The 16,696-nt window shown below is 70.8% G+C and carries 18 protein-coding genes; 8 read left to right on the top strand and 10 right to left on the bottom strand.

Annotated features, from left to right (window positions below):
• Nucleotides 1-23: 23 nt before the first annotated feature.
• The 3 genes from ACH4XV_RS12990 to ACH4XV_RS12980 form a co-directional block, all read right to left on the bottom strand.
• The gene (locus tag ACH4XV_RS12990) at nucleotides 24-806 is read right to left on the bottom strand and encodes an adenosylcobinamide-GDP ribazoletransferase (RefSeq protein ID WP_395789149.1); all 783 of its coding nucleotides are present in this window, start codon (nucleotides 804-806) and stop codon (nucleotides 24-26) included.
• Nucleotides 803-1,843: a nicotinate-nucleotide--dimethylbenzimidazole phosphoribosyltransferase gene (locus tag ACH4XV_RS12985; protein WP_395789147.1), complete on the bottom strand. Its 1,041-nt coding sequence runs from the start codon at nucleotides 1,841-1,843 to the stop codon at nucleotides 803-805. Before ACH4XV_RS12985 ends, ACH4XV_RS12990 begins: the two co-directional genes overlap by 4 nt.
• Nucleotides 1,844-2,437: 594 nt before the next feature.
• Nucleotides 2,438-3,754: a bifunctional adenosylcobinamide kinase/adenosylcobinamide-phosphate guanylyltransferase gene (locus ACH4XV_RS12980; RefSeq protein WP_395789145.1), complete on the bottom strand. Its 1,317-nt coding sequence runs from the start codon at nucleotides 3,752-3,754 to the stop codon at nucleotides 2,438-2,440.
• A gap of 92 nt (nucleotides 3,755-3,846) precedes the next feature.
• Here ACH4XV_RS12980 and ACH4XV_RS12975 point away from each other — a divergent pair, with 92 nt between their 5' ends.
• Nucleotides 3,847-4,053 (top strand): hypothetical protein, encoded by a 207-nt coding sequence (locus ACH4XV_RS12975; protein ID WP_078977518.1) that lies wholly within the window; start codon nucleotides 3,847-3,849, stop codon nucleotides 4,051-4,053.
• 72 nt (nucleotides 4,054-4,125) lie between these two features.
• On the opposite strand, the gene ACH4XV_RS12970 is transcribed toward ACH4XV_RS12975, so the two are convergent.
• From ACH4XV_RS12970 to ACH4XV_RS12960, 3 genes are all read right to left on the bottom strand, one after another.
• The gene (locus ACH4XV_RS12970; RefSeq protein ID WP_380032729.1) at nucleotides 4,126-5,124 is read right to left on the bottom strand and encodes an aldo/keto reductase family protein; all 999 of its coding nucleotides are present in this window, start codon (nucleotides 5,122-5,124) and stop codon (nucleotides 4,126-4,128) included.
• Nucleotides 5,125-5,244: 120 nt separating this feature from the next.
• Entirely contained in the window at nucleotides 5,245-6,015 is a 771-nt protein-coding gene (locus ACH4XV_RS12965) for a class I SAM-dependent methyltransferase (RefSeq protein ID WP_395789143.1), read from the bottom strand.
• Nucleotides 6,012-6,617, bottom strand: a complete 606-nt coding sequence (locus ACH4XV_RS12960) for a DUF3043 domain-containing protein (protein ID WP_395789141.1) — start codon at nucleotides 6,615-6,617, stop codon at nucleotides 6,012-6,014. Before ACH4XV_RS12960 ends, ACH4XV_RS12965 begins: the two co-directional genes overlap by 4 nt.
• Nucleotides 6,618-6,816: 199 nt before the next feature.
• On the opposite strand from ACH4XV_RS12960, the gene ACH4XV_RS12955 reads away from it, so the two are divergent.
• Both ACH4XV_RS12955 and ACH4XV_RS12950 read left to right on the top strand, forming a co-directional pair.
• Nucleotides 6,817-7,578, top strand: a complete 762-nt coding sequence (locus tag ACH4XV_RS12955) for a PspA/IM30 family protein (RefSeq protein WP_101897137.1) — start codon at nucleotides 6,817-6,819, stop codon at nucleotides 7,576-7,578.
• On the top strand, nucleotides 7,575-7,853 hold the full coding sequence (locus ACH4XV_RS12950) for a hypothetical protein (RefSeq protein WP_395789139.1): 279 nt from the start codon (nucleotides 7,575-7,577) through the stop codon (nucleotides 7,851-7,853). The genes ACH4XV_RS12955 and ACH4XV_RS12950 overlap by 4 nt, the downstream gene beginning before the upstream one ends.
• An 82-nt stretch (nucleotides 7,854-7,935) precedes the next feature.
• Here the strand turns inward: ACH4XV_RS12950 and nadA are convergent, their stop codons facing one another.
• Nucleotides 7,936-9,150, bottom strand: coding sequence for a quinolinate synthase NadA (gene nadA / locus ACH4XV_RS12945; protein WP_395789137.1), 1,215 nt, complete (start codon nucleotides 9,148-9,150; stop codon nucleotides 7,936-7,938).
• Between the two features lie 165 nt (nucleotides 9,151-9,315).
• Here nadA and ACH4XV_RS12940 point away from each other — a divergent pair, with 165 nt between their 5' ends.
• On the top strand, nucleotides 9,316-9,669 hold the full coding sequence (locus ACH4XV_RS12940; RefSeq protein ID WP_020553010.1) for an iron-sulfur cluster assembly accessory protein: 354 nt from the start codon (nucleotides 9,316-9,318) through the stop codon (nucleotides 9,667-9,669).
• 91 nt (nucleotides 9,670-9,760) lie between these two features.
• Here the strand turns inward: ACH4XV_RS12940 and ACH4XV_RS12935 are convergent, their stop codons facing one another.
• Nucleotides 9,761-10,369, bottom strand: coding sequence for a hypothetical protein (locus ACH4XV_RS12935; RefSeq protein WP_395789135.1), 609 nt, complete (start codon nucleotides 10,367-10,369; stop codon nucleotides 9,761-9,763).
• A gap of 57 nt (nucleotides 10,370-10,426) precedes the next feature.
• Nucleotides 10,427-10,648, bottom strand: coding sequence for a hypothetical protein (locus ACH4XV_RS12930; RefSeq protein WP_078977526.1), 222 nt, complete (start codon nucleotides 10,646-10,648; stop codon nucleotides 10,427-10,429).
• Nucleotides 10,649-10,838: 190 nt separating this feature from the next.
• Here ACH4XV_RS12930 and ACH4XV_RS12925 point away from each other — a divergent pair, with 190 nt between their 5' ends.
• Nucleotides 10,839-11,816 carry a carbohydrate kinase family protein gene (locus ACH4XV_RS12925; protein ID WP_395789133.1) on the top strand — a complete coding sequence of 326 codons (978 nt, stop codon included), beginning with the start codon at nucleotides 10,839-10,841 and terminating at the stop codon, nucleotides 11,814-11,816.
• A gap of 77 nt (nucleotides 11,817-11,893) precedes the next feature.
• Here the strand turns inward: ACH4XV_RS12925 and ACH4XV_RS12920 are convergent, their stop codons facing one another.
• On the bottom strand, nucleotides 11,894-13,294 hold the full coding sequence (locus tag ACH4XV_RS12920) for a cysteine desulfurase/sulfurtransferase TusA family protein (protein WP_395789131.1): 1,401 nt from the start codon (nucleotides 13,292-13,294) through the stop codon (nucleotides 11,894-11,896).
• A 235-nt stretch (nucleotides 13,295-13,529) separates the two neighbouring features.
• Here ACH4XV_RS12920 and coxB point away from each other — a divergent pair, with 235 nt between their 5' ends.
• From coxB to ACH4XV_RS12905, 3 genes are read left to right on the top strand one after another with little or no spacing between them, the layout of a single operon-like run.
• On the top strand, nucleotides 13,530-14,393 hold the full coding sequence (coxB, locus tag ACH4XV_RS12915; RefSeq protein ID WP_395789129.1) for a cytochrome c oxidase subunit II: 864 nt from the start codon (nucleotides 13,530-13,532) through the stop codon (nucleotides 14,391-14,393).
• 3 nt (nucleotides 14,394-14,396) lie between these two features.
• The gene (gene ctaD / locus ACH4XV_RS12910) at nucleotides 14,397-16,115 is read left to right on the top strand and encodes a cytochrome c oxidase subunit I (RefSeq protein ID WP_395789127.1); all 1,719 of its coding nucleotides are present in this window, start codon (nucleotides 14,397-14,399) and stop codon (nucleotides 16,113-16,115) included.
• A complete protein-coding gene (locus tag ACH4XV_RS12905; protein ID WP_078977531.1) occupies nucleotides 16,112-16,510 on the top strand; it encodes a cytochrome c oxidase subunit 4 in 399 nt (132 codons plus the stop codon). Before ctaD ends, ACH4XV_RS12905 begins: the two co-directional genes overlap by 4 nt.
• Nucleotides 16,511-16,696 lie beyond the last annotated feature (186 nt).

Raw genomic sequence — 16,696 nt, 5'->3', positions numbered from 1 at the left:
TTCACGCCTTCCCGGCAAACGTCTCAGCCAGTGGACAGGACCAGCAGCGCGACGCAGCCGGCGGTCTCCACGACGGCGCCCAGCACATCGCCGGTGATGCCGCCGAATCGGCGTGTGGTGTGCCGCAACAGCAGGGCGGCGGCGGCGAGTCCGGCGATCGCCGCGCCCAGCGCGCGCAGTGCCTCGGCCGGGTCCTGGACGAGGCCGTACAGGCCGGCGCCGGCGACCAGGACGAGTGACCAGGCGAGCAGCACGCCGCGCCCGACGGTGCCGGCGACCATCGCCCCGAGCCCGTCGGGACGCGCGGACGGTACGCCCGGGCCGCACGCGATCGACAGCGCGACCCGGCCCGTGACCACCGCGAACACCAGGGCGGCGGCGGCCGATCCGCCGCCGTGCTGCCCGAGCCGACTCAGCGCGCCGATCTCGATCAGGACCAGGAAGAGCAGGGAAAGTACGCCGAACGGGCCGATGTCGGACGCCTTCATGACGCGCAGCGCGTCCGGGGCGGGCTTGGCCGAGCCCAGGCCGTCGGCGGTGTCGGCCAGGCCGTCCAGGTGCAGCCCTCGGGTGAGCAGGGCCAGCGCGGCGACGGCGAGCGCGGCGGCGGTGAACGCGCCGGTGCCGACCCATCCGGCGAGGGCGAGGACACCTGCGGCGAGGCCACCCAGGACCAGGCCGACCAGCGGTGCGCAGGCCATCGCGCGGCCGGCCACCGGGCGGTCCACGCGCTCCACCTCGACCGGGATCACCGACAGGATGCCGAACGCCAGGCGCAGCCCGGCCGAGGTGGTACCGGCGCTCACGGGGTGGGCTGTACCCGGGCCACCAGGTCGACCGCCGCGCGCAGCACCGGGAGCGCGAGCAGCGCGCCGACGCCCTCGCCGCCGCGGACCCGGTAGTCCAGGACCGGTTCGAGGGCGAGCCGGTCCAGCGCCTTGACGTGGCCGGGCTCGGGGGTGACATGGCCGGCCAGCCACCAGTCGGGCGCGCGGTAGGAGATCCGCTGGGCGACCAGGGCCGCCGCGGCGGTGGAGACGTCGTCGAGCAGCACCGGCGTGCGGCGGACCGAGCACTGGAGCAGGAATCCGGTCATCGCGGCGAAGTCGGCCCCGCCGCTGACGCCGAGCAGCCGCATCGGGTCGCCGAGCACGGGCCGGGCCCGGCGCAGCGCGTCGCGGATGGTGGCGCACTTGCGGATCCAGGTCGCGTCGTCGATGCCGGAGCCGCGGCCTATCACCGCTGCCGCGTCCATGCCGGTGAGCGCGCCGATCAGGACGGCCGCCGGGGTGGTGGCCGCCGCGCCCAGGGAGCCCAGGAGCAGTACGTCGGCGCCGGAGTCGATCTCGGCGTCGGCGATCTCGGTCCCGACCCGGAACGCCGCCTCGGCCTCGCCGGGAGCGAGCGCGTCCGCGCTGTCCAGCGCGCCGGAGCCGCGTCGGATCCGGTGGCGCGCGATCGGCTCGGGGAAGGCGTCGGGCTCGGCGTCGACGGCGATGTCGACGATCCGGATCGGCGTGTCGAGCGCGGCGGCGAAGGTGGCCGCAGGGGTGGTGCCGGCGAGGGTGGCCCGTACCTCGCGCGCGGTCCAGCCGGGCGGGCGGACCGACACTCCGTGCGTGGCCACTCCGTGGTCGGCGGCGAACAGCACCACTCGGGGGGCGCCGATGGGCGCGGTGGTCTTGCCGCCCCGGATCGAGGCGTACCGGATCGCGAGCTCTTCGAGTCGGCCGTACGCGCTGGGGGCGCCCGCGAGGTCGGCCAGGTGTGTGCGGACGCGTGCGCGGGCGTCGTCGTCTGGGCGCTCCACCTGTGCGGCCAGGGAGTCGAGGTCGATTGTCACCTGGTCAGGGTAGTTGTCGTCGGCGCGGCGGTCGCGCCTCGGTGGGCTCGGGTTGGTTCACCCGCCCGCTCCACCCGTTGTGTCGCGCCCGAAGCCTGCGGTCATACGGCGCAGGGGCCCCACCGACCCCGCCCCGCAGACCCGCTCGGGGCCGTTGCGAGGGTTGCGGACCGCCGGCCCCGCCCGCCCGCCTGCCCGCCTGCCTGCCTGCCTGCCCGCTTGCGCGCTCGCCTGCCTGCCCGCTTGCCCGCCCGCCCGCCTGCTCGCCCGCTTGCTCGCCTGCCCGCTTGCGCGCCCGCTCACCTGCCTGCCTGCTTGCGGGCCCGCCCGCCCGCCTGTCTGCCCGCCCGCTTGCTTGCCTGCCTGCCCGCCCGCTTGCGCGCCCGCCCGCCTGCGCGCTTGCCCGCCCGCTTGCGCGCTTGCCTGCCCGCTTGCGCGCTTGCCCGCCCGCTTGCCCGCCCGCTTGCGCGCCCGCTCACCTGCCCGCCTGCCTGCTTGCGCGCCCGCCCGCCTGCGCGCTTGCCCGCCCGCTCGCTTACCCGCCTGCCCGCCTGCGCGCTCGCTCGCCCGCTTCGCGGGCCTTCCGGGTTGGGGTCAGGGGGTGGCGGGTTTGGGTTGGGTTGGGAGGGGGCGCAATGTGAGGACCTGGCCTGCGATCACCAGTAGGACCTCGTCGGATTCGGCTGCGATCGTTGCGTTGAGGCGGCCCAGTTCGTCGCGGAAGCGGCGGCCGGCGGGGGTTGCCGGGACCACGCCGCTGCCCACCTCGTTGCTCACCCCGACCACGGGGACGCGGCACGCCCGCCACGCCGCGGCCAGCGCCGCGACGTCGGCCCGCACCGCCTCGCGCGCGCCGCCGTCCGCCCACGCGTCGTCGTCCCACGCGCCGTGCGCGTCCATCACCGCGGTCAGCCACAACGACAGGCAGTCCACCAGGAGCGGCCGACGCGCCTTCGCGAGCAGCCCCGTCAGCTCCACCGTCTCGGCGGTGCCCCAGGTGTCCGGTCGGCGATCACGATGCAGCGCGACCCGCTCGGCCCACTCCGGATCGCCCTCCCGGGTGCCGCCGGTCGCCACATAGAGCACGTCCGGACAGGCCGCGAAGCGCCGTTCGGCCTCCGCCGACTTGCCCGAGCGGGCCCCGCCCAGGACGAGGGTGCGATGCGGACGCGGCGTCGGCGAGGGGTCGGCGCCGACCCGCACCACACCGCCGTCCGGCACCGCGCGAGCGCCCCACGCGGCCAACCGGCGGTGCAACTCCTCGCCCGGCGGCGACTCGTGCGACAGGTGGATCGCCAGCACGTCGGTGTCCTCGGTGACCGCGCCGTCGCGCCGAAGCGTGGCCAGCCGCTCCGGCCACGACACCACGTCGAGCAACACCACGTCGTAGTGCCCGCCCTCGCGCGTCCAGGCCCGGCCGGCCTCGGCCTCCGGCGGCAGCGTCGAGGGCGGCACGTACAGCAGCCGCGTGCCGTCGGCCCCGATCACCTCGTAGGCGACCCGCCCGGGAGTCCCGCCGGGCAACACCCGTATTCGCCGACCGTCCACCTCGAACGTGTCACCCGCCGCGACCCGTCGCCACCGCGGCCCGCCCGCCGAGGGCGCAGGCAGCCAGGCCGGCGGCGCGGACGGCGCGGCCACCTCGTCGAGCCCCGCCGCGGGCAGCCAGGCCAACGGCGCGGCCTCGGCCGGACCGCTCAGCAACAACCGTCGCACCCCGGTCAGCGGGTACCCGGCCCGCGCCGCGGCGTGCGCGGGCTCCGGACCGCAGTCGAGCAGCAGCGTGCCGTCGAGCAGCACACACGCGGGTCCGCGCACCGCCGGCCCGGTGCACCCCAGACACGAGGCACAGGTGCAGAACGGCTGGGGCCAGCCCTTGGGACCGGCCGTGCCGAGCAGCGTCAGCTCCATGGGTGTCGTCGAGCTCCTGGCTATGAGGTGGGTGGGCTTGATCTACTGTGCAGGTCTTTTGACGGTCCGAGATCCGAGATGAGGAGCCCGACATGTCGTGGGTGTGGCGGTATGAGGACGCGGACGGTGCCCCCGTCGAGGGCCCGGAGGCCGAGGACTTCACCAACCAGTCGGACGCCGAGAGCTGGCTCGGCGAGACCTGGAAGGACCTGCTCGCGGCGGGCATCGAGCAGGTGAGCCTGCTGGAGGACGACGCCGTCGTCTACGAACACATGAGTCTGCGCGCCGCCGAGGGCTGACCCGGCACGGCGGACCGCGCCGATCGCACACGCCGGAGGGCGCGGCCCGGGCCGCGCCCTCCGGCGGTTCGGCTACGGACGCGTGCTCGGGCTCAGGGTGAGCGCCGGGTCGCGGTTGACCACCGGGTCCAGGATCACGTCGATCTTGGTCAGCAGGCTCTCGTCCAGCCGGACACCCGCCGCCTTGACGTTCTCCCGCACCTGCTCCGGGCGGGACGCGCCGATGATCGCGGCCGACACGTTCGGGTTCTGCAGGACCCACGCGACGGCGAGCTGGGCGAGCGAGAGACCGACCTCGTCGGCCAGCGGGCGCAGCTGCTGCACCCGGGTGAGCACATCGTCGGTGAGCATCCGCGAGACGAAGTCCTGGCCGCCCTTGTCGTCGGTGGCGCGCGACCCGGCCGGCGGCGGCTGCCCCGGCAGATACTTGCCGGTGAGCACGCCCTGCGCGATCGGCGACCAGACGATCTGGCCGAGCCCCAGCTCCTCCGAGGCCGGCACCACCTCGGCCTCGATCACCCGCCACAACATCGAGTATTGCGGCTGGTTCGACACCAGCGGCACCCTCAGCTCGCGGGCGAGTTCGGCGGCGGCGCGGATCTGCTCGGCGTTCCACTCGGAGACCCCGATGTACAGCGCCTTGCCGGCGCGGACCACGTCGGCGAAGGCCAGCATGGTCTCTTCCAGCGGCGTCGCGTAGTCGAAGCGGTGGGCCTGGTACAGGTCCACGTAGTCGGTGCCCAGGCGCGACAACGACCCGTCGATCGCCTCGAGGATGTGCTTGCGCGACAGACCCCGGTCGTTGCGACCGGGACCGGTGGGCCAGTAGACCTTGGTGAAGATCTCCAGGCCCTCGCGGCGCTCGCCCTTCAGCGCCCGGCCGAGCACCGATTCCGCGCGCGTCTCCGCGTACACGTCGGCGGTGTCGAAGGTGGTGATGCCACAGTCGAGCGCGGCCCGCACACACGCGAGTGCCGCGTCCTCCTCGACCTGGGAGCCGTGGGTGAGCCAGTTGCCGTAGGCGATCTCACTGATGACGAGACCACTGCGGCCGAGGTGTCGGAAGTCCATGCGAACACCCTATGTCGGACACCCGCGCGACGATCTTCCGCATCACCGGACACACTCGTCCCACGACGGGACACCAAGGCCTGCGACGCGTCCCGCCCATCCCCGAAGCCCGGGCGCGTCCTAGCGCACGGTCTTCTCGGCGACCAGGTGCAGGACCGGCGCGATCAGCCGGTACGGGTCGCGGCGCGACGCGTCCTCCTCGCAGGCGAGCAGGTTCGTCCACGCCTTCTGGCCGCGCGGCGGCTCGGCGTCCTCGGGCTGGAGGCCGCTGAAGACGCCCACGCCGTACCAGTCCAGGACCGGCGCGCCCAGGTCCGCGAGCACCGTGCACAGCCCGTCGACGGTGTCCGCGCGCAGCGTGCCGCCGGCCGGGTTGGGGTACGTGGTCGCGGACAGGCCCTTGAGCGTCGCGGTCCACTGGGCCGCGGCACCGGCGCGCATCGCCAGCGAGCCGGCGTTGCGCGAGGTGACCGAGATCAGGCCGCCCTGCGTCATCATCCGGGCCAGCGCGGCGAGCATGCCGTCGGGCTCGGGCTGGGCCTCCAGCACGTCGTGGCAGATGGCCAGGTCGAAGCTGCCCGGCGGGAAGTGCCGGCCGGCCTCGGCGCCGTCGCCCTCGACCAGCCGCATCCGCCCCTGCACGTCGGCCGACTCCCGGGCCAGGTCGTCGTGCAGCGCGGTGAGCACGTCGGTGTCGGTGTTCACCGAGGTGACGATGTGTCCCGCACGGGCGAGCAGGATGCCGGGCGAGGCCGGCCCGCAGCCGACGTCGAGCACCCGCAGCGGACCGCGGTCGCGCAGGCTCGTCATGTGCTCGGCCAGTTGGCGGGCCACCAACTCGCGGCGGACCTGCGTGTGCAGGTCGCCGCTCAGCCCGGTGATCGTCGTCATGCGACCTTCTCGCCTCGTTTGACCTGCGGTTTGGGCAACCGCAGCCGACGGAGCTGGAGACAGCGCATCAGCGCGTACGGGGTGACGCCCTTGAGGTTCTCCTTCGGGAACTTCGCCCGCAACGCCTTCTTCAGACCCATGTTGACCCGGATCGAGTCGAGGATGATCAGCAGGATCACAGCGAGCCACAGGAAGAGCGAGAAGTTCTTGATCGCGAGGCTGGGCAGGATGCTCAGGATCAGGATGATCACGGCCGAGGGCAGGAAGAACTCGCCGACCGTGTAGCGCGCGTCGACGTAGTCGCGGGCGAACCGGCGCAGCGGCCCCCGGTCGCGGGCCGGCAGCGCCCGCTCGTCGCCGGTGAGCAGCGCCTGGCGCTGCGTCTCGCGCTCCTCGCGCATCCGCAGCCGGGCCTGCCTGCGCGCCGCCTTGGGGTCCTTGGGGACGGACACCTTGGTCTTGCGGTTGGCCTGCGCCTCGGAGCGCTTGGGCGTGGGGCGGCCCTTCGGGGCCTGGGGGTCCCGGACGGCCGACTCGCCCTGGAGACGCTCCAGGGACTGCTCGGCGGTCTCGGGCTCTGCGTGGGAACGTCGTCGGAACACGGTCAAAGCCTACGTGTTCGAGGGGCGGGAGATTTCAACGCTCCCCGAATCGGGCACGAGGACGATCCGGAACTCTCGCGGGCGGGAACACGTCAAGTGAGGCAAAGCCCTGCTGCCACAAGGTCGCTTGGGCATTTAGGCTTCAGGGAGCAGCACGGGTTGCCTACGAAGGGGGCACGCGAGGCCCATGAGCGGTGTAATGAAGCGAATGGCGATGATCTTCCGCGCGAAGGCCAACAAGGCCCTCGACAAGGCCGAGGATCCACGCGAGATGCTCGATTACTCGTACCAGAAGCAGCTCGAACTGCTGCAGAAGGTGCGTAGGGGTGTGGCCGATGTGGCGACCTCCCGCAAGCGGCTCGAATTGCAGATGACCGGTCTGCAGCAGCAGTCGGGCAAGCTCGAGGACCAGGGCCGCAAGGCGCTGGCGCTCGGTCGCGAGGATCTGGCCCGCGAGGCGCTGATGCGCCGCTCGGGTGTGCAGCAGCAGATCTCGGACCTCGGTACCCAACACCAGAACCTCCAGGCGGAGGAGGAGAAGCTCGTCCTTGCCTCGCAGCGACTGCAGGCCAAGGTCGACGCCTTCCGCACCCGCAAGGAGACGATCAAGGCGACGTACACGGCCGCCGAGGCCCAGGCGCGGATCGGTGGCGCGGTCGCCGGCATCTCCGAGGAGATGGGCGACGTCGGGCTCGCGATCCAGCGGGCCGAGGACAAGACCGCGCAGATGCAGGCCCGTGCGGGCGCGATCGACGAGCTGCTCGCCTCGGGCGCGCTCGACGACCCGACCGGGATGGCGAAGGACGACATCACCGCCGAGCTGGAGCGTTTGTCCAGCACGTCGGATGTGGAACTGGAGCTGGAGCGGATGAAGGCCGAGTTGTCCGGAGGCACCCCGCCGCCGGCGATCGGCCCGGGTCAGCCCCGGCCGCGGTTCGACAAGCAGGGAGAAGGCACATGATCGTGCGGATCGTGGGGGAGGGCCAGCTCGACGTCGCGGAGGAGCATCTCGATGCGCTCAACCGGCTCGACGGCGAGCTTCAGACCGCGCTCGAGGGCGGGGACGACGCCGCCTTCCGCGCGGGGCTGACGGCGCTTTTGTCCAGGGTCCGCGAACTCGGCGCCCCGGTGCCGGACGACGAGATCGTGCCCTCCGACCTGCTGCTGCCGGCGGAGGACGCGCATGTGGACGAGGTCAGGAAGATGTTGAGTGCGGACGGCCTGATCCCGGGCTGACCGAACCATCGCTCTTCCGTGCTGCGTGTGGGCGGTGTGCCCCGGGGCTTCCGGGACACACCGCTCGCTCACGTGACTGCGCCTACGGCAGCGCCAGCATGCGGTCCAGCGCGACCTTGGCGAACTTCTCGGTCTCCGCGTCCACCCGGATGCGGTTGACCACGGTGCCCTCGACCAGCGATTCCAGGGCCCAGACCAGGTGCGGCAGGTCGATCCGGTTCATCGTCGAGCAAAAGCACACCGTCTTGTCGAGGAAGACGACCTGCTTGTCCGGATGCGCCGCGGCGACCCGGCGGACCAGGTTCAGCTCGGTGCCGATCGCCCACGCGGACCCCGGCTCGGCGGCGTCCAGCGTGTTGATGATGTATTCGGTCGAGCCCACGTAATCGGCCGCGGTGACCACCTCGTGCCGGCACTCCGGGTGGACCAATACGTTGACCCCGGGGATGCGCTCGCGCACCTCCTCGACGGAGCTCACGTCGAACCGGCCGTGCACCGAGCAGTGCCCGCGCCACAGGATCATCTTCGCCGCCCGCAGCTGCTCGACGGTGAGGCCGCCGTTCGGCTTGTGCGGGTTGTAGAGCACGCAGTCGTCCAGGCTCAGCCCCAGCTCCAGCACGGCGGTGTTGCGGCCGAGGTGCTGGTCGGGCAGGAACAGCACCTTCTCGCCCTGCTCGAAGGCCCAGTCCAGGGCCCTCTTGGCGTTGGAGGACGTGCATATCGTGCCGCCGTTGCGGCCGGTGAACGCCTTGATGTCGGCCGAGGAGTTCATGTACGAGACCGGCACGGTCACGTCCGCGATGCCCGCCTCGGCGAGCACGTCCCAGCACTCCTCGACCTGCTCCGAGGTGGCCATGTCGGCCATCGAGCAGCCCGCGGCCAGGTCCGGCAGGATCACCTGCTGCTCGTCGGAGGTGAGGATGTCCGCGCTCTCGGCCATGAAGTGCACACCGCAGAAGACGATGTACGGCGCGTCGGGCCGGGCCGCCGCCTCGCGCGCGAGCTTGAACGAGTCGCCGGTCACGTCGGCGAACTCGATCACCTCGTCGCGCTGGTAGTGGTGACCCAGGATGAAGACCTTGTCGCCGAGCTTCTCCTTGGCCGCGCGCGCCCGCGCCACCAGGTTCGGGTCGGAGGGCGAGGGAAGGTCGCCGGGACACTCGACGCCGCGTTCGCTGCGCGCGTCGGCGGCGCGCCCGAGCATCAGCAGGGCGAGCGGCGTCGGCCGCACCCCCGGCGGCAGGTCCAGATCGTGTGTCGCGGTCACTGCGCGCACCTCTTTTCGTCTACTTGACATTAATCATCCTATCCTGTTCATGTCAGGTTGACGAGAGTGGGGGTGTGCGACCATGAGTAAAACGCGAGGGCCCGAAGCATGATGTGGGAATAGGGCCGAGCCACCATCGGTTGCCGACGGTGGAAGTGGCGTACGAATGTCGAACCACCACGTGGGAGCTTGCAGATGACTGTCCAGGACGAGACCACCAAGACCGGTGGCATCCTCCTCAGCGATGAGGCGGCGGCCAAGGTCAAGACTCTGCTGGAGCAAGAGGGTCGCGACGATCTCGCGCTGCGCGTGGCCGTCCAGCCCGGCGGTTGTTCCGGCATGCGGTACCAGCTGTTCTTCGACGAGCGCTCGCTCGACGGCGATGTCGTGGCCGACTTCAACGGTGTTTCCGTGGTCACGGACCGGATGAGCTCGCCCTACCTGAGCGGCGCCACCATCGACTTCGTCGACACCATCGAGAAGCAGGGCTTCACGATCGACAACCCGAACGCGGCCGGCTCGTGCGCGTGCGGCGACTCGTTCCACTGATCCTTGTCGGGACACGTCCCGAACCACGACGCCGCGTCGGCCCGCAGGGGCCGGCGCGGCGTCGTCGTGTGTGGGTCCGGGGTGGGTGCGGTCAGCCGGCGGTGAAGGGGTTGCCGCCGGGGGTGACGGTCGCGCCGGTCTCGGCGTCGACGAGCCGGCGGGCGCCCAGCGGTGTGGGAAGCATCACGTCGGCCTTGTTCTCGACGGCCATGTCGGTGCATACGTCGCCGGTCCGGGTGACCTCCACCCGCACGGCCACCGCGTCGGCCGTATCGCTCGTGACCACCAGGCGGTCGCTCTCGCACTGGCCGCCCCACAACCACGCGGTCAGGGCGCGGCCGTCGGGGGCCACCGTGTAGCGGCTGAAGCGGGTGTTCGGCTGCGCCGGGTGATAGGTGTGCGGAGCGGCCCCGGGCAGCACGGGGGAGGACGTCGAGGTGTCGGGGCCCGCGCCGTTGCCGGTGGCGGGCGCGCCGGGTCGGGCCCGGGCGTCGCTCGGGGCGGCCGGTTCGATCTGCGCCGGTGCGCTCGGGTCGGCGGCGCTCGAACGGGGTGACCCCTCGTCGCCGTCGCCCTGCAGCGCCCAGGCACCGCCGCCGATGCCGAGCACCCCGACGATCGCCAGGACGGTGATCAACGGGCGCCGGCGCGCGCTGGGTTCGGGTCGGATGCGGTCATCGGGCTCGCCGTGGATACGCATGGCCCTTGGACGCGCCCGCCGCCGAGGCGGTTCCCGCGGCGGGCCGGGCCGGGACGGTCAGTCGCCGTACTCGGACATGCCCGCCACGAGGGTCGCGCCGTGCGCGGGCACGTCGGTGGCGGGGGCGTGCGAGCCGGCGGGTGCCGCCTTGGCCGGCGTGCGCTCCGGGCCGGGCGTGGTCCACGACGCATCGATGTGACGGCAGTCGCCGCGCAGGTCGTCGAGCGTCTCGGGCTCGGCCTGGGACGGCATCGCGGGCATCACGGGCATCGGGGACATTCCCTGACTCCTCGACTTGGCTGATCACCGGGGGATTTCCAGCCTAGTTCGCACGGAGCGTGACGGCACGGTGTACCGATGGGTAGTTTGCGAGGGTCGCCGGAGCGAGGTGGGTTAATGTGTGCGGGTTTCCCCCACCCCCTTCCTCGTTCGCACCGTTGCTCGCCGTACTCCACAGGAGAGACGTGCCATGCGTATTGCCGTGACCGGATCGATCGCCACCGATCACCTGATGACGTTCCCGGGTCGCTTCGCCGACCAGCTCGTCTCGGACAAGTTGCACGTGGTCTCGCTTTCCTTCCTCGTCGACAGGCTGGACATCCGACGCGGCGGAGTGGCGCCGAACATCTGCTTCGGCATGGGCTGCCTGGGGTTGTCGCCGATCCTGGTCGGCGCCGCCGGCGCGGACTTCGTCGACTACCGTTCGTGGTTGGACCGACACCAGGTGGACACCGAGTCGGTGCACATCTCGCAGACCCACCACACCGCGCGGTTCGTGTGCACCACCGACGAGGAGCACAACCAGATCGCCTCCTTCTATACGGGGGCGATGAGCGAGGCGCGGGAGATCGAACTGCGGCCGGTGGCCGATCGGGTCGGCGGCCTGGACCTGGTCGTGATCGGCGCCAACGACCCCGAGGCGATGTTGCGCCACAGCGACGAGTGCCGCGAGCGCGGCTACCCGTTCGCGGCCGACCCCTCGCAGCAGTTGGCGCGGATGGACGGGGAGGACATCCGCCGGCTCATCGAGGGCGCGGCGTACCTGCTCACCAACGAGTACGAGAGTGCGCTGATCGTGCAGAAGACGGGATGGTCCGAGGCGGACATCCTGAAGAAGGTCGGCGTACGGGTGACCACCCTCGGCCCCGGCGGCGCCCGGGTGGAGCAGGCCGACGCGGACCCGATCGTGGTGACCTGCCCGGCCGAGGAGGCCAAGGTCGACCCGACGGGTGTCGGCGACGCGTTCCGCGCCGGCTTCCTGTCCGCCATCTCGTGGGGCCTGTCCCTGGAGCGCGCGGCGCAGGTCGGCAACATGCTGGCCACCCTGGTCATCGAGACGGTGGGCACCCAGGAATACTCGCTGCGCCGCGCGCCCTTCCTGAGCCGGCTCGCCGGGGCGTACGGCGACGCGGCCGCGGCCGAGGTCGCGGAGCACCTGCCGCTCTGAGGCGAGGACGCCCCTCGGGCGCCGGCCGGGCCGCTTCGGCCCGACCGGCGCCACGCGCCATGTCGTCGCGGCGCGGATCAGGAACGGCGCCGGACCACGTAGGCGCTGCCGCGCGCGCGGGGTTCGGCGCGGACGAACTCGTGGCCGGTCATCTCGCACCAGGCCGGGATGTCCAGCGCCGACGCCTCGTCGTCGGAGAGCACGGTGACCGCCGCGCCCTCCTCGACGTCGAGGATGCGCTTGGCCAGTTCGATCACCGGGATCGGACAGCGCCGGCCCAGCGCGTCGACCACCACGCCCTCCTCGGCGGCGACCGAGGCGGGCGCCGCCGGCGGCTGCGCGACCACCGTGCGCAGCCGGGCCACCAGGCCCGGGAGCAGCGCCAGGAAACGGTCCACCTCGGCCTCGGCCGTGCCGCGCGGCAGCGAGACGCGGATGTTGCCCTGGGACAACACGCCCATCGCCTCCAGGACATGACTGGGCGTCAGCGTCGAGGACGTGCACGAGGACCCGGAGGACACCGCGAACCCCGCCCGGTCCAACTCGGCCAGCAGCGCCTCGCCGTCGACGTACAGGCAGGAGAACGTGACGATGTGCGGGAGCCGCTCGACGGGGTCGCCCACCACCTCGACGTCGGGCACCGTCTCGCGGACCCGGGCCCGGATCCGGTCGATCAGCCCGGACAGGCGCGCGTCCTCCTCGGCCGACTCGGTGCTCGCCGCGCCCAGGGCGACCGCGGCCGCCACGATCGCCGGCACGTTCTCGAAGCCGGGCACGCGCCGCGCCTCGCGCTCGTCGTAGGGCAGCGCCGACACGTAGCGGGTGCCCTTGCGCACCACGAGCAGGCCGACCCCGGCCGGGCCGCCCCACTTGTGCGCGCTCGCGGTCAACACCGACCACCCGTCCGGGACCGGCATTCGGCCCACCGACTGCGCGGCGTCCACGAGCAGCGGCACGCCCGCCGCCCGACACGCCGTCACCACCTCGGCGATCGGCTGTACCGTGCCCACCTCGTGGTTGGCGCTCTGCACACACGCGAGCGCGGTGTCCGAACGCAGCGCCGACGCGAACGCCGACACGTCGAGGCGGCCCGTACGGTCCACCCCCGTCCGGGTGATTTCCGCGATCGTTCCGCGCTGCTCCGAACGGGCCGCGTGAGCGTCCGCGGTGTGCAGTACGGAGGAGTGTTCGACCGCGCCGAGCACCAGATGGGCACCCACCCGGCGGCGTCCGGCGAGCACGCCGAGCATGCCCAACTGGACCGCCTGTGTCCCGGATGTGGTGAATGACACTTCATCAGGTCGGGTGCCGAGCACGGACGCCACGGTCTCCCGCGCGGCGTCGAGCAGCATCCGCGCCCGTCGGCCGTCGTGATAACCCCGCGCGGGATCGCCCCAGCCCTCGTCGAGCGTGCTCAGGAACGCCGCTTTCGCGGCCGGGTGCAGTGGTTCGGTGGAGGCCGCGTCGAAATACGCCATGGGTCGGACCGTAGCCAATAACCGAATCCCGGACGCGTTCGGGCCGTTCGCCCGAACGGACGCACCGTCACATCAACCCGGCCCGCCACACCAGACCTCCGCGCGCGACCCGAATAGGGCTGGAGTAGGGTTTGGCCCGCAGAAACATCCATACCTGTCCGCGCAACGGGTCGTCAGGGAAGAAAAGTTCCCCACCCCGACTCGCGCGCGGGCGAGACATTCGGGAAGGCGCTACGTGAGTCCCTACGGCTCCGACCGCTCGCCGCGGCGCTGGATGCGGCGCAGGGTGCCGCAGCTGCTGGCTCTGGGCCTCGTCACCGCGACCGCCACCGGCTGCTCCGTCGATTCCAAGGACCTGCCGAGACTCGGCCTGCCCAACCCTGTCACCGAGCAGGGTCCGCGAGTCCTGTCGCTCTGGCAGGGCGCCTGGATTGCAGCGCTGATCGTCGGGGCCGTGGTGTGGGGGCTCATCCTGTGGAGCGTCGCGTTCCACCGCCGGTCGCGCACCAAGATCGAGATCCCGCCGCAGACGCGATACAACCTCCCCATCGAGGTTTTGTACACGGTCATCCCCGGCATCATGATCGCGGTCTTCTTCTACTTCACCGCGCGTGACGAGACCAAGCTCGAAGAGCTCTCCAAGAACCCCGACAACGTGATCAACGTGGTCGGCGTGCAGTGGAGCTGGTCCTTCAACTACAAGGGCGACCCCGCCGACGGCACGGTCGACGTCTACGAGCAGGGCACGCCCGGCAAGCGGCCGACGCTCTACCTGCCCGTCAAGGAGTCGATCCGGTTCGACCTCACGTCGCCGGACGTCATCCACTCGTTCTGGGTCCCGAACTTCCTGTACAAGAAGGACATCATCCCGGGGCGTACGAACAAGTTCGAGGTCGTTCCGACCAAGAAGGGCACCTACGGCGGCAAGTGCGCCGAACTGTGCGGTGTGGACCACTCGCGCATGCTCTTCGACGTGAAGATCGTGGACAAGGCCGACTACGTCCAGCACCTCAAGGAGCTGGCCGCGAAGGGCCAGACCGGCGAGCTGCGCAGCAAGATCAACGAGCCGGCCCCCGTTGACGCGCACGGGAAGAAGTGACGAGTGACAATCCTCAGTGAGCCACAGACCGTGGCCCCGGACGGGCCGCCCCCGATCCGCCGGAAGCAGCCCGGAAACATCGTCGTCAAGTGGATGACGACCACTGACCACAAGACGATCGGGTCGATGTACCTGATCACCTCCTTCGTCTTCTTCTGCATCGGTGGTGTGCTCGCGCTGCTCATGCGCGCGGAGCTGGCTCGCCCCGGCACGCAGTTCATCTCGAACGAGCAGTTCAACCAGTCGTTCACGATGCACGGCACGATCATGCTGCTGATGTTCGCGACGCCGCTGTTCGCCGGCTTCACGAACTGGATCATGCCGCTGCAGATCGGCGCCCCCGACGTGGCGTTCCCGCGCCTGAACATGTTCGCCTACTGGCTGTACCTGTTCGGCTCGATCATCGCGGTGGCCGGCTTCATCACCCCGCAGGGTGCCGCCGACTTCGGGTGGTTCGCGTACGCGCCGCTGTCCGACGCGGTGCGTTCGCCGGGCATCGGCGGCGACATGTGGATCATGGGTCTGGCGATGTCGGGCTTCGGCACCATCCTCGGTGCCGTCAACTTCATCACCACGATCATCTGCATGCGCGCGCCCGGTCTGACGATGTTCCGCATGTCGATCTTCTGCTGGAACGTCCTGCTGACCTCGGTGCTGGTCCTGATGGCGTTCCCGGTGCTCGCCGCCGCGCTGTTCGCGCTGGAGGCGGACCGCAAGTTCGGCACACACGTCTTCGATCCGGCCAACGGCGGACCGATCCTGTGGCAGCACCTCTTCTGGTTCTTCGGCCATCCCGAGGTGTACATCATCGCGCTGCCGTTCTTCGGCATCGTCTCGGAGATCATCCCGGTCTTCGCGCGCAAGCCGATGTTCGGTTACAAGAGCCTGATCGCCGCGACCATCTCGATCGCGGGCCTGTCGGTCACCGTGTGGGCGCACCACATGTTCCCGACCGGCGCGGTCATGCTGCCGTTCTTCTCCTTCATGACGTTCCTCATCGCCGTACCTACCGGCGTGAAGTTCTTCAACTGGATCGGCACCATGTGGCGCGGCTCGTTGTCCTTCGAGACACCGATGTTGTGGACCGTCGGCTTCCTGGTGACCTTCGCCTTCGGTGGCCTCACCGGCGTCATCCTCGCCTCGCCGCCGCTGGACTTCCACGTCTCCGACACCTACTTCGTGGTGGCGCACTTCCACTACGTGGTGTTCGGCACCGTGGTGTTCGCGATGTTCGCGGGCTTCCACTTCTGGTGGCCCAAGTTCACCGGCAAGATGCTCGACGAGCGGCTGGGCAAGATCACCTTCTGGACGCTGTTCATCGGCTTCCACACCACGTTCCTGGTGCAGCACTGGCTGGGTGCCGAGGGCATGGCCCGCCGGTACGCGGACTACCTGGACTCGGAGGGCTTCACCACGCTGAACACGATCTCGACCCTGGGCTCGTTCCTGCTGGGTCTGTCGATCCTGCCGTTCTTCTACAACATCTGGAAGACGCACAAGTACGGCAAGAAGATCACCGTGGACGACCCGTGGGGCTACGGCCGTTCGCTGGAGTGGGCGACCTCCTGCCCGCCGCCGCGGCACAACTTCACGAGCATTCCGCGGATCCGTTCCGAGGCGCCCGCGTTCGACCTCCACCACCCGGAGATCGCCGCGCTGGAGTACCTCACCGACGAGCGTTCCGAGGCATCGCCCGAGCTGGCGAAGGGAGCCGAGAAGTGAAGTTCAACGGTGTCCTGTTCGCCGTCCTGGCCGTGTTCCTGCTGCCCGTGACGATCGTCTACTGGGTGCTCTCCGAGGACCCGACCGGTACCACCGCGTTGTCGCTGACCTTCGGTCTCGCGCTGATGATCGGGTTCTACCTGATCTTCACGGCGCGGCGGATGGACCTGCTCGCGCAGGACAACGAAGAGGGCGAGATCGCCGACGACGCCGGCGAGTTGGGCTTCTTCGCCCCGCACAGCTGGCAGCCGCTGATGCTCGCGCTCGGCTCGGCGCTGCTGTTCCTGGGCGTCATCTTCGGTTGGTGGCTGGCGATGTTCGCCGCACCGATCGTCGCGATCGGCGTCTTCGGCTGGGTCTTCGAGTTCTACCGGGGCGCCGACCAGCGCTACTAGGACCGCCGCCGCGGGCCACCGGTTCGCAACCAACGCAATACGGTTTCGCCACAAGGCCGATCATCCGAAAGGATGATCGGCCTTGTGTGGTATCTACAAGGGACTCCGACACCCTCGAATGTCACCGATGTGTGACTGTTCGCCGGTTGAAGCAACCTGGACGGGGGGTCGATGCGTCAAATGGGC

The sequence above is a fragment of the Embleya sp. NPDC020630 genome (genome assembly GCF_044334985.1).
Classification (GTDB): Bacteria; Actinomycetota; Actinomycetes; order Streptomycetales; family Streptomycetaceae; genus Embleya.
The sequence above is the reverse complement of the archived record's forward strand: the minus strand, read 5'-3'. Positions and strand labels throughout refer to the sequence as shown.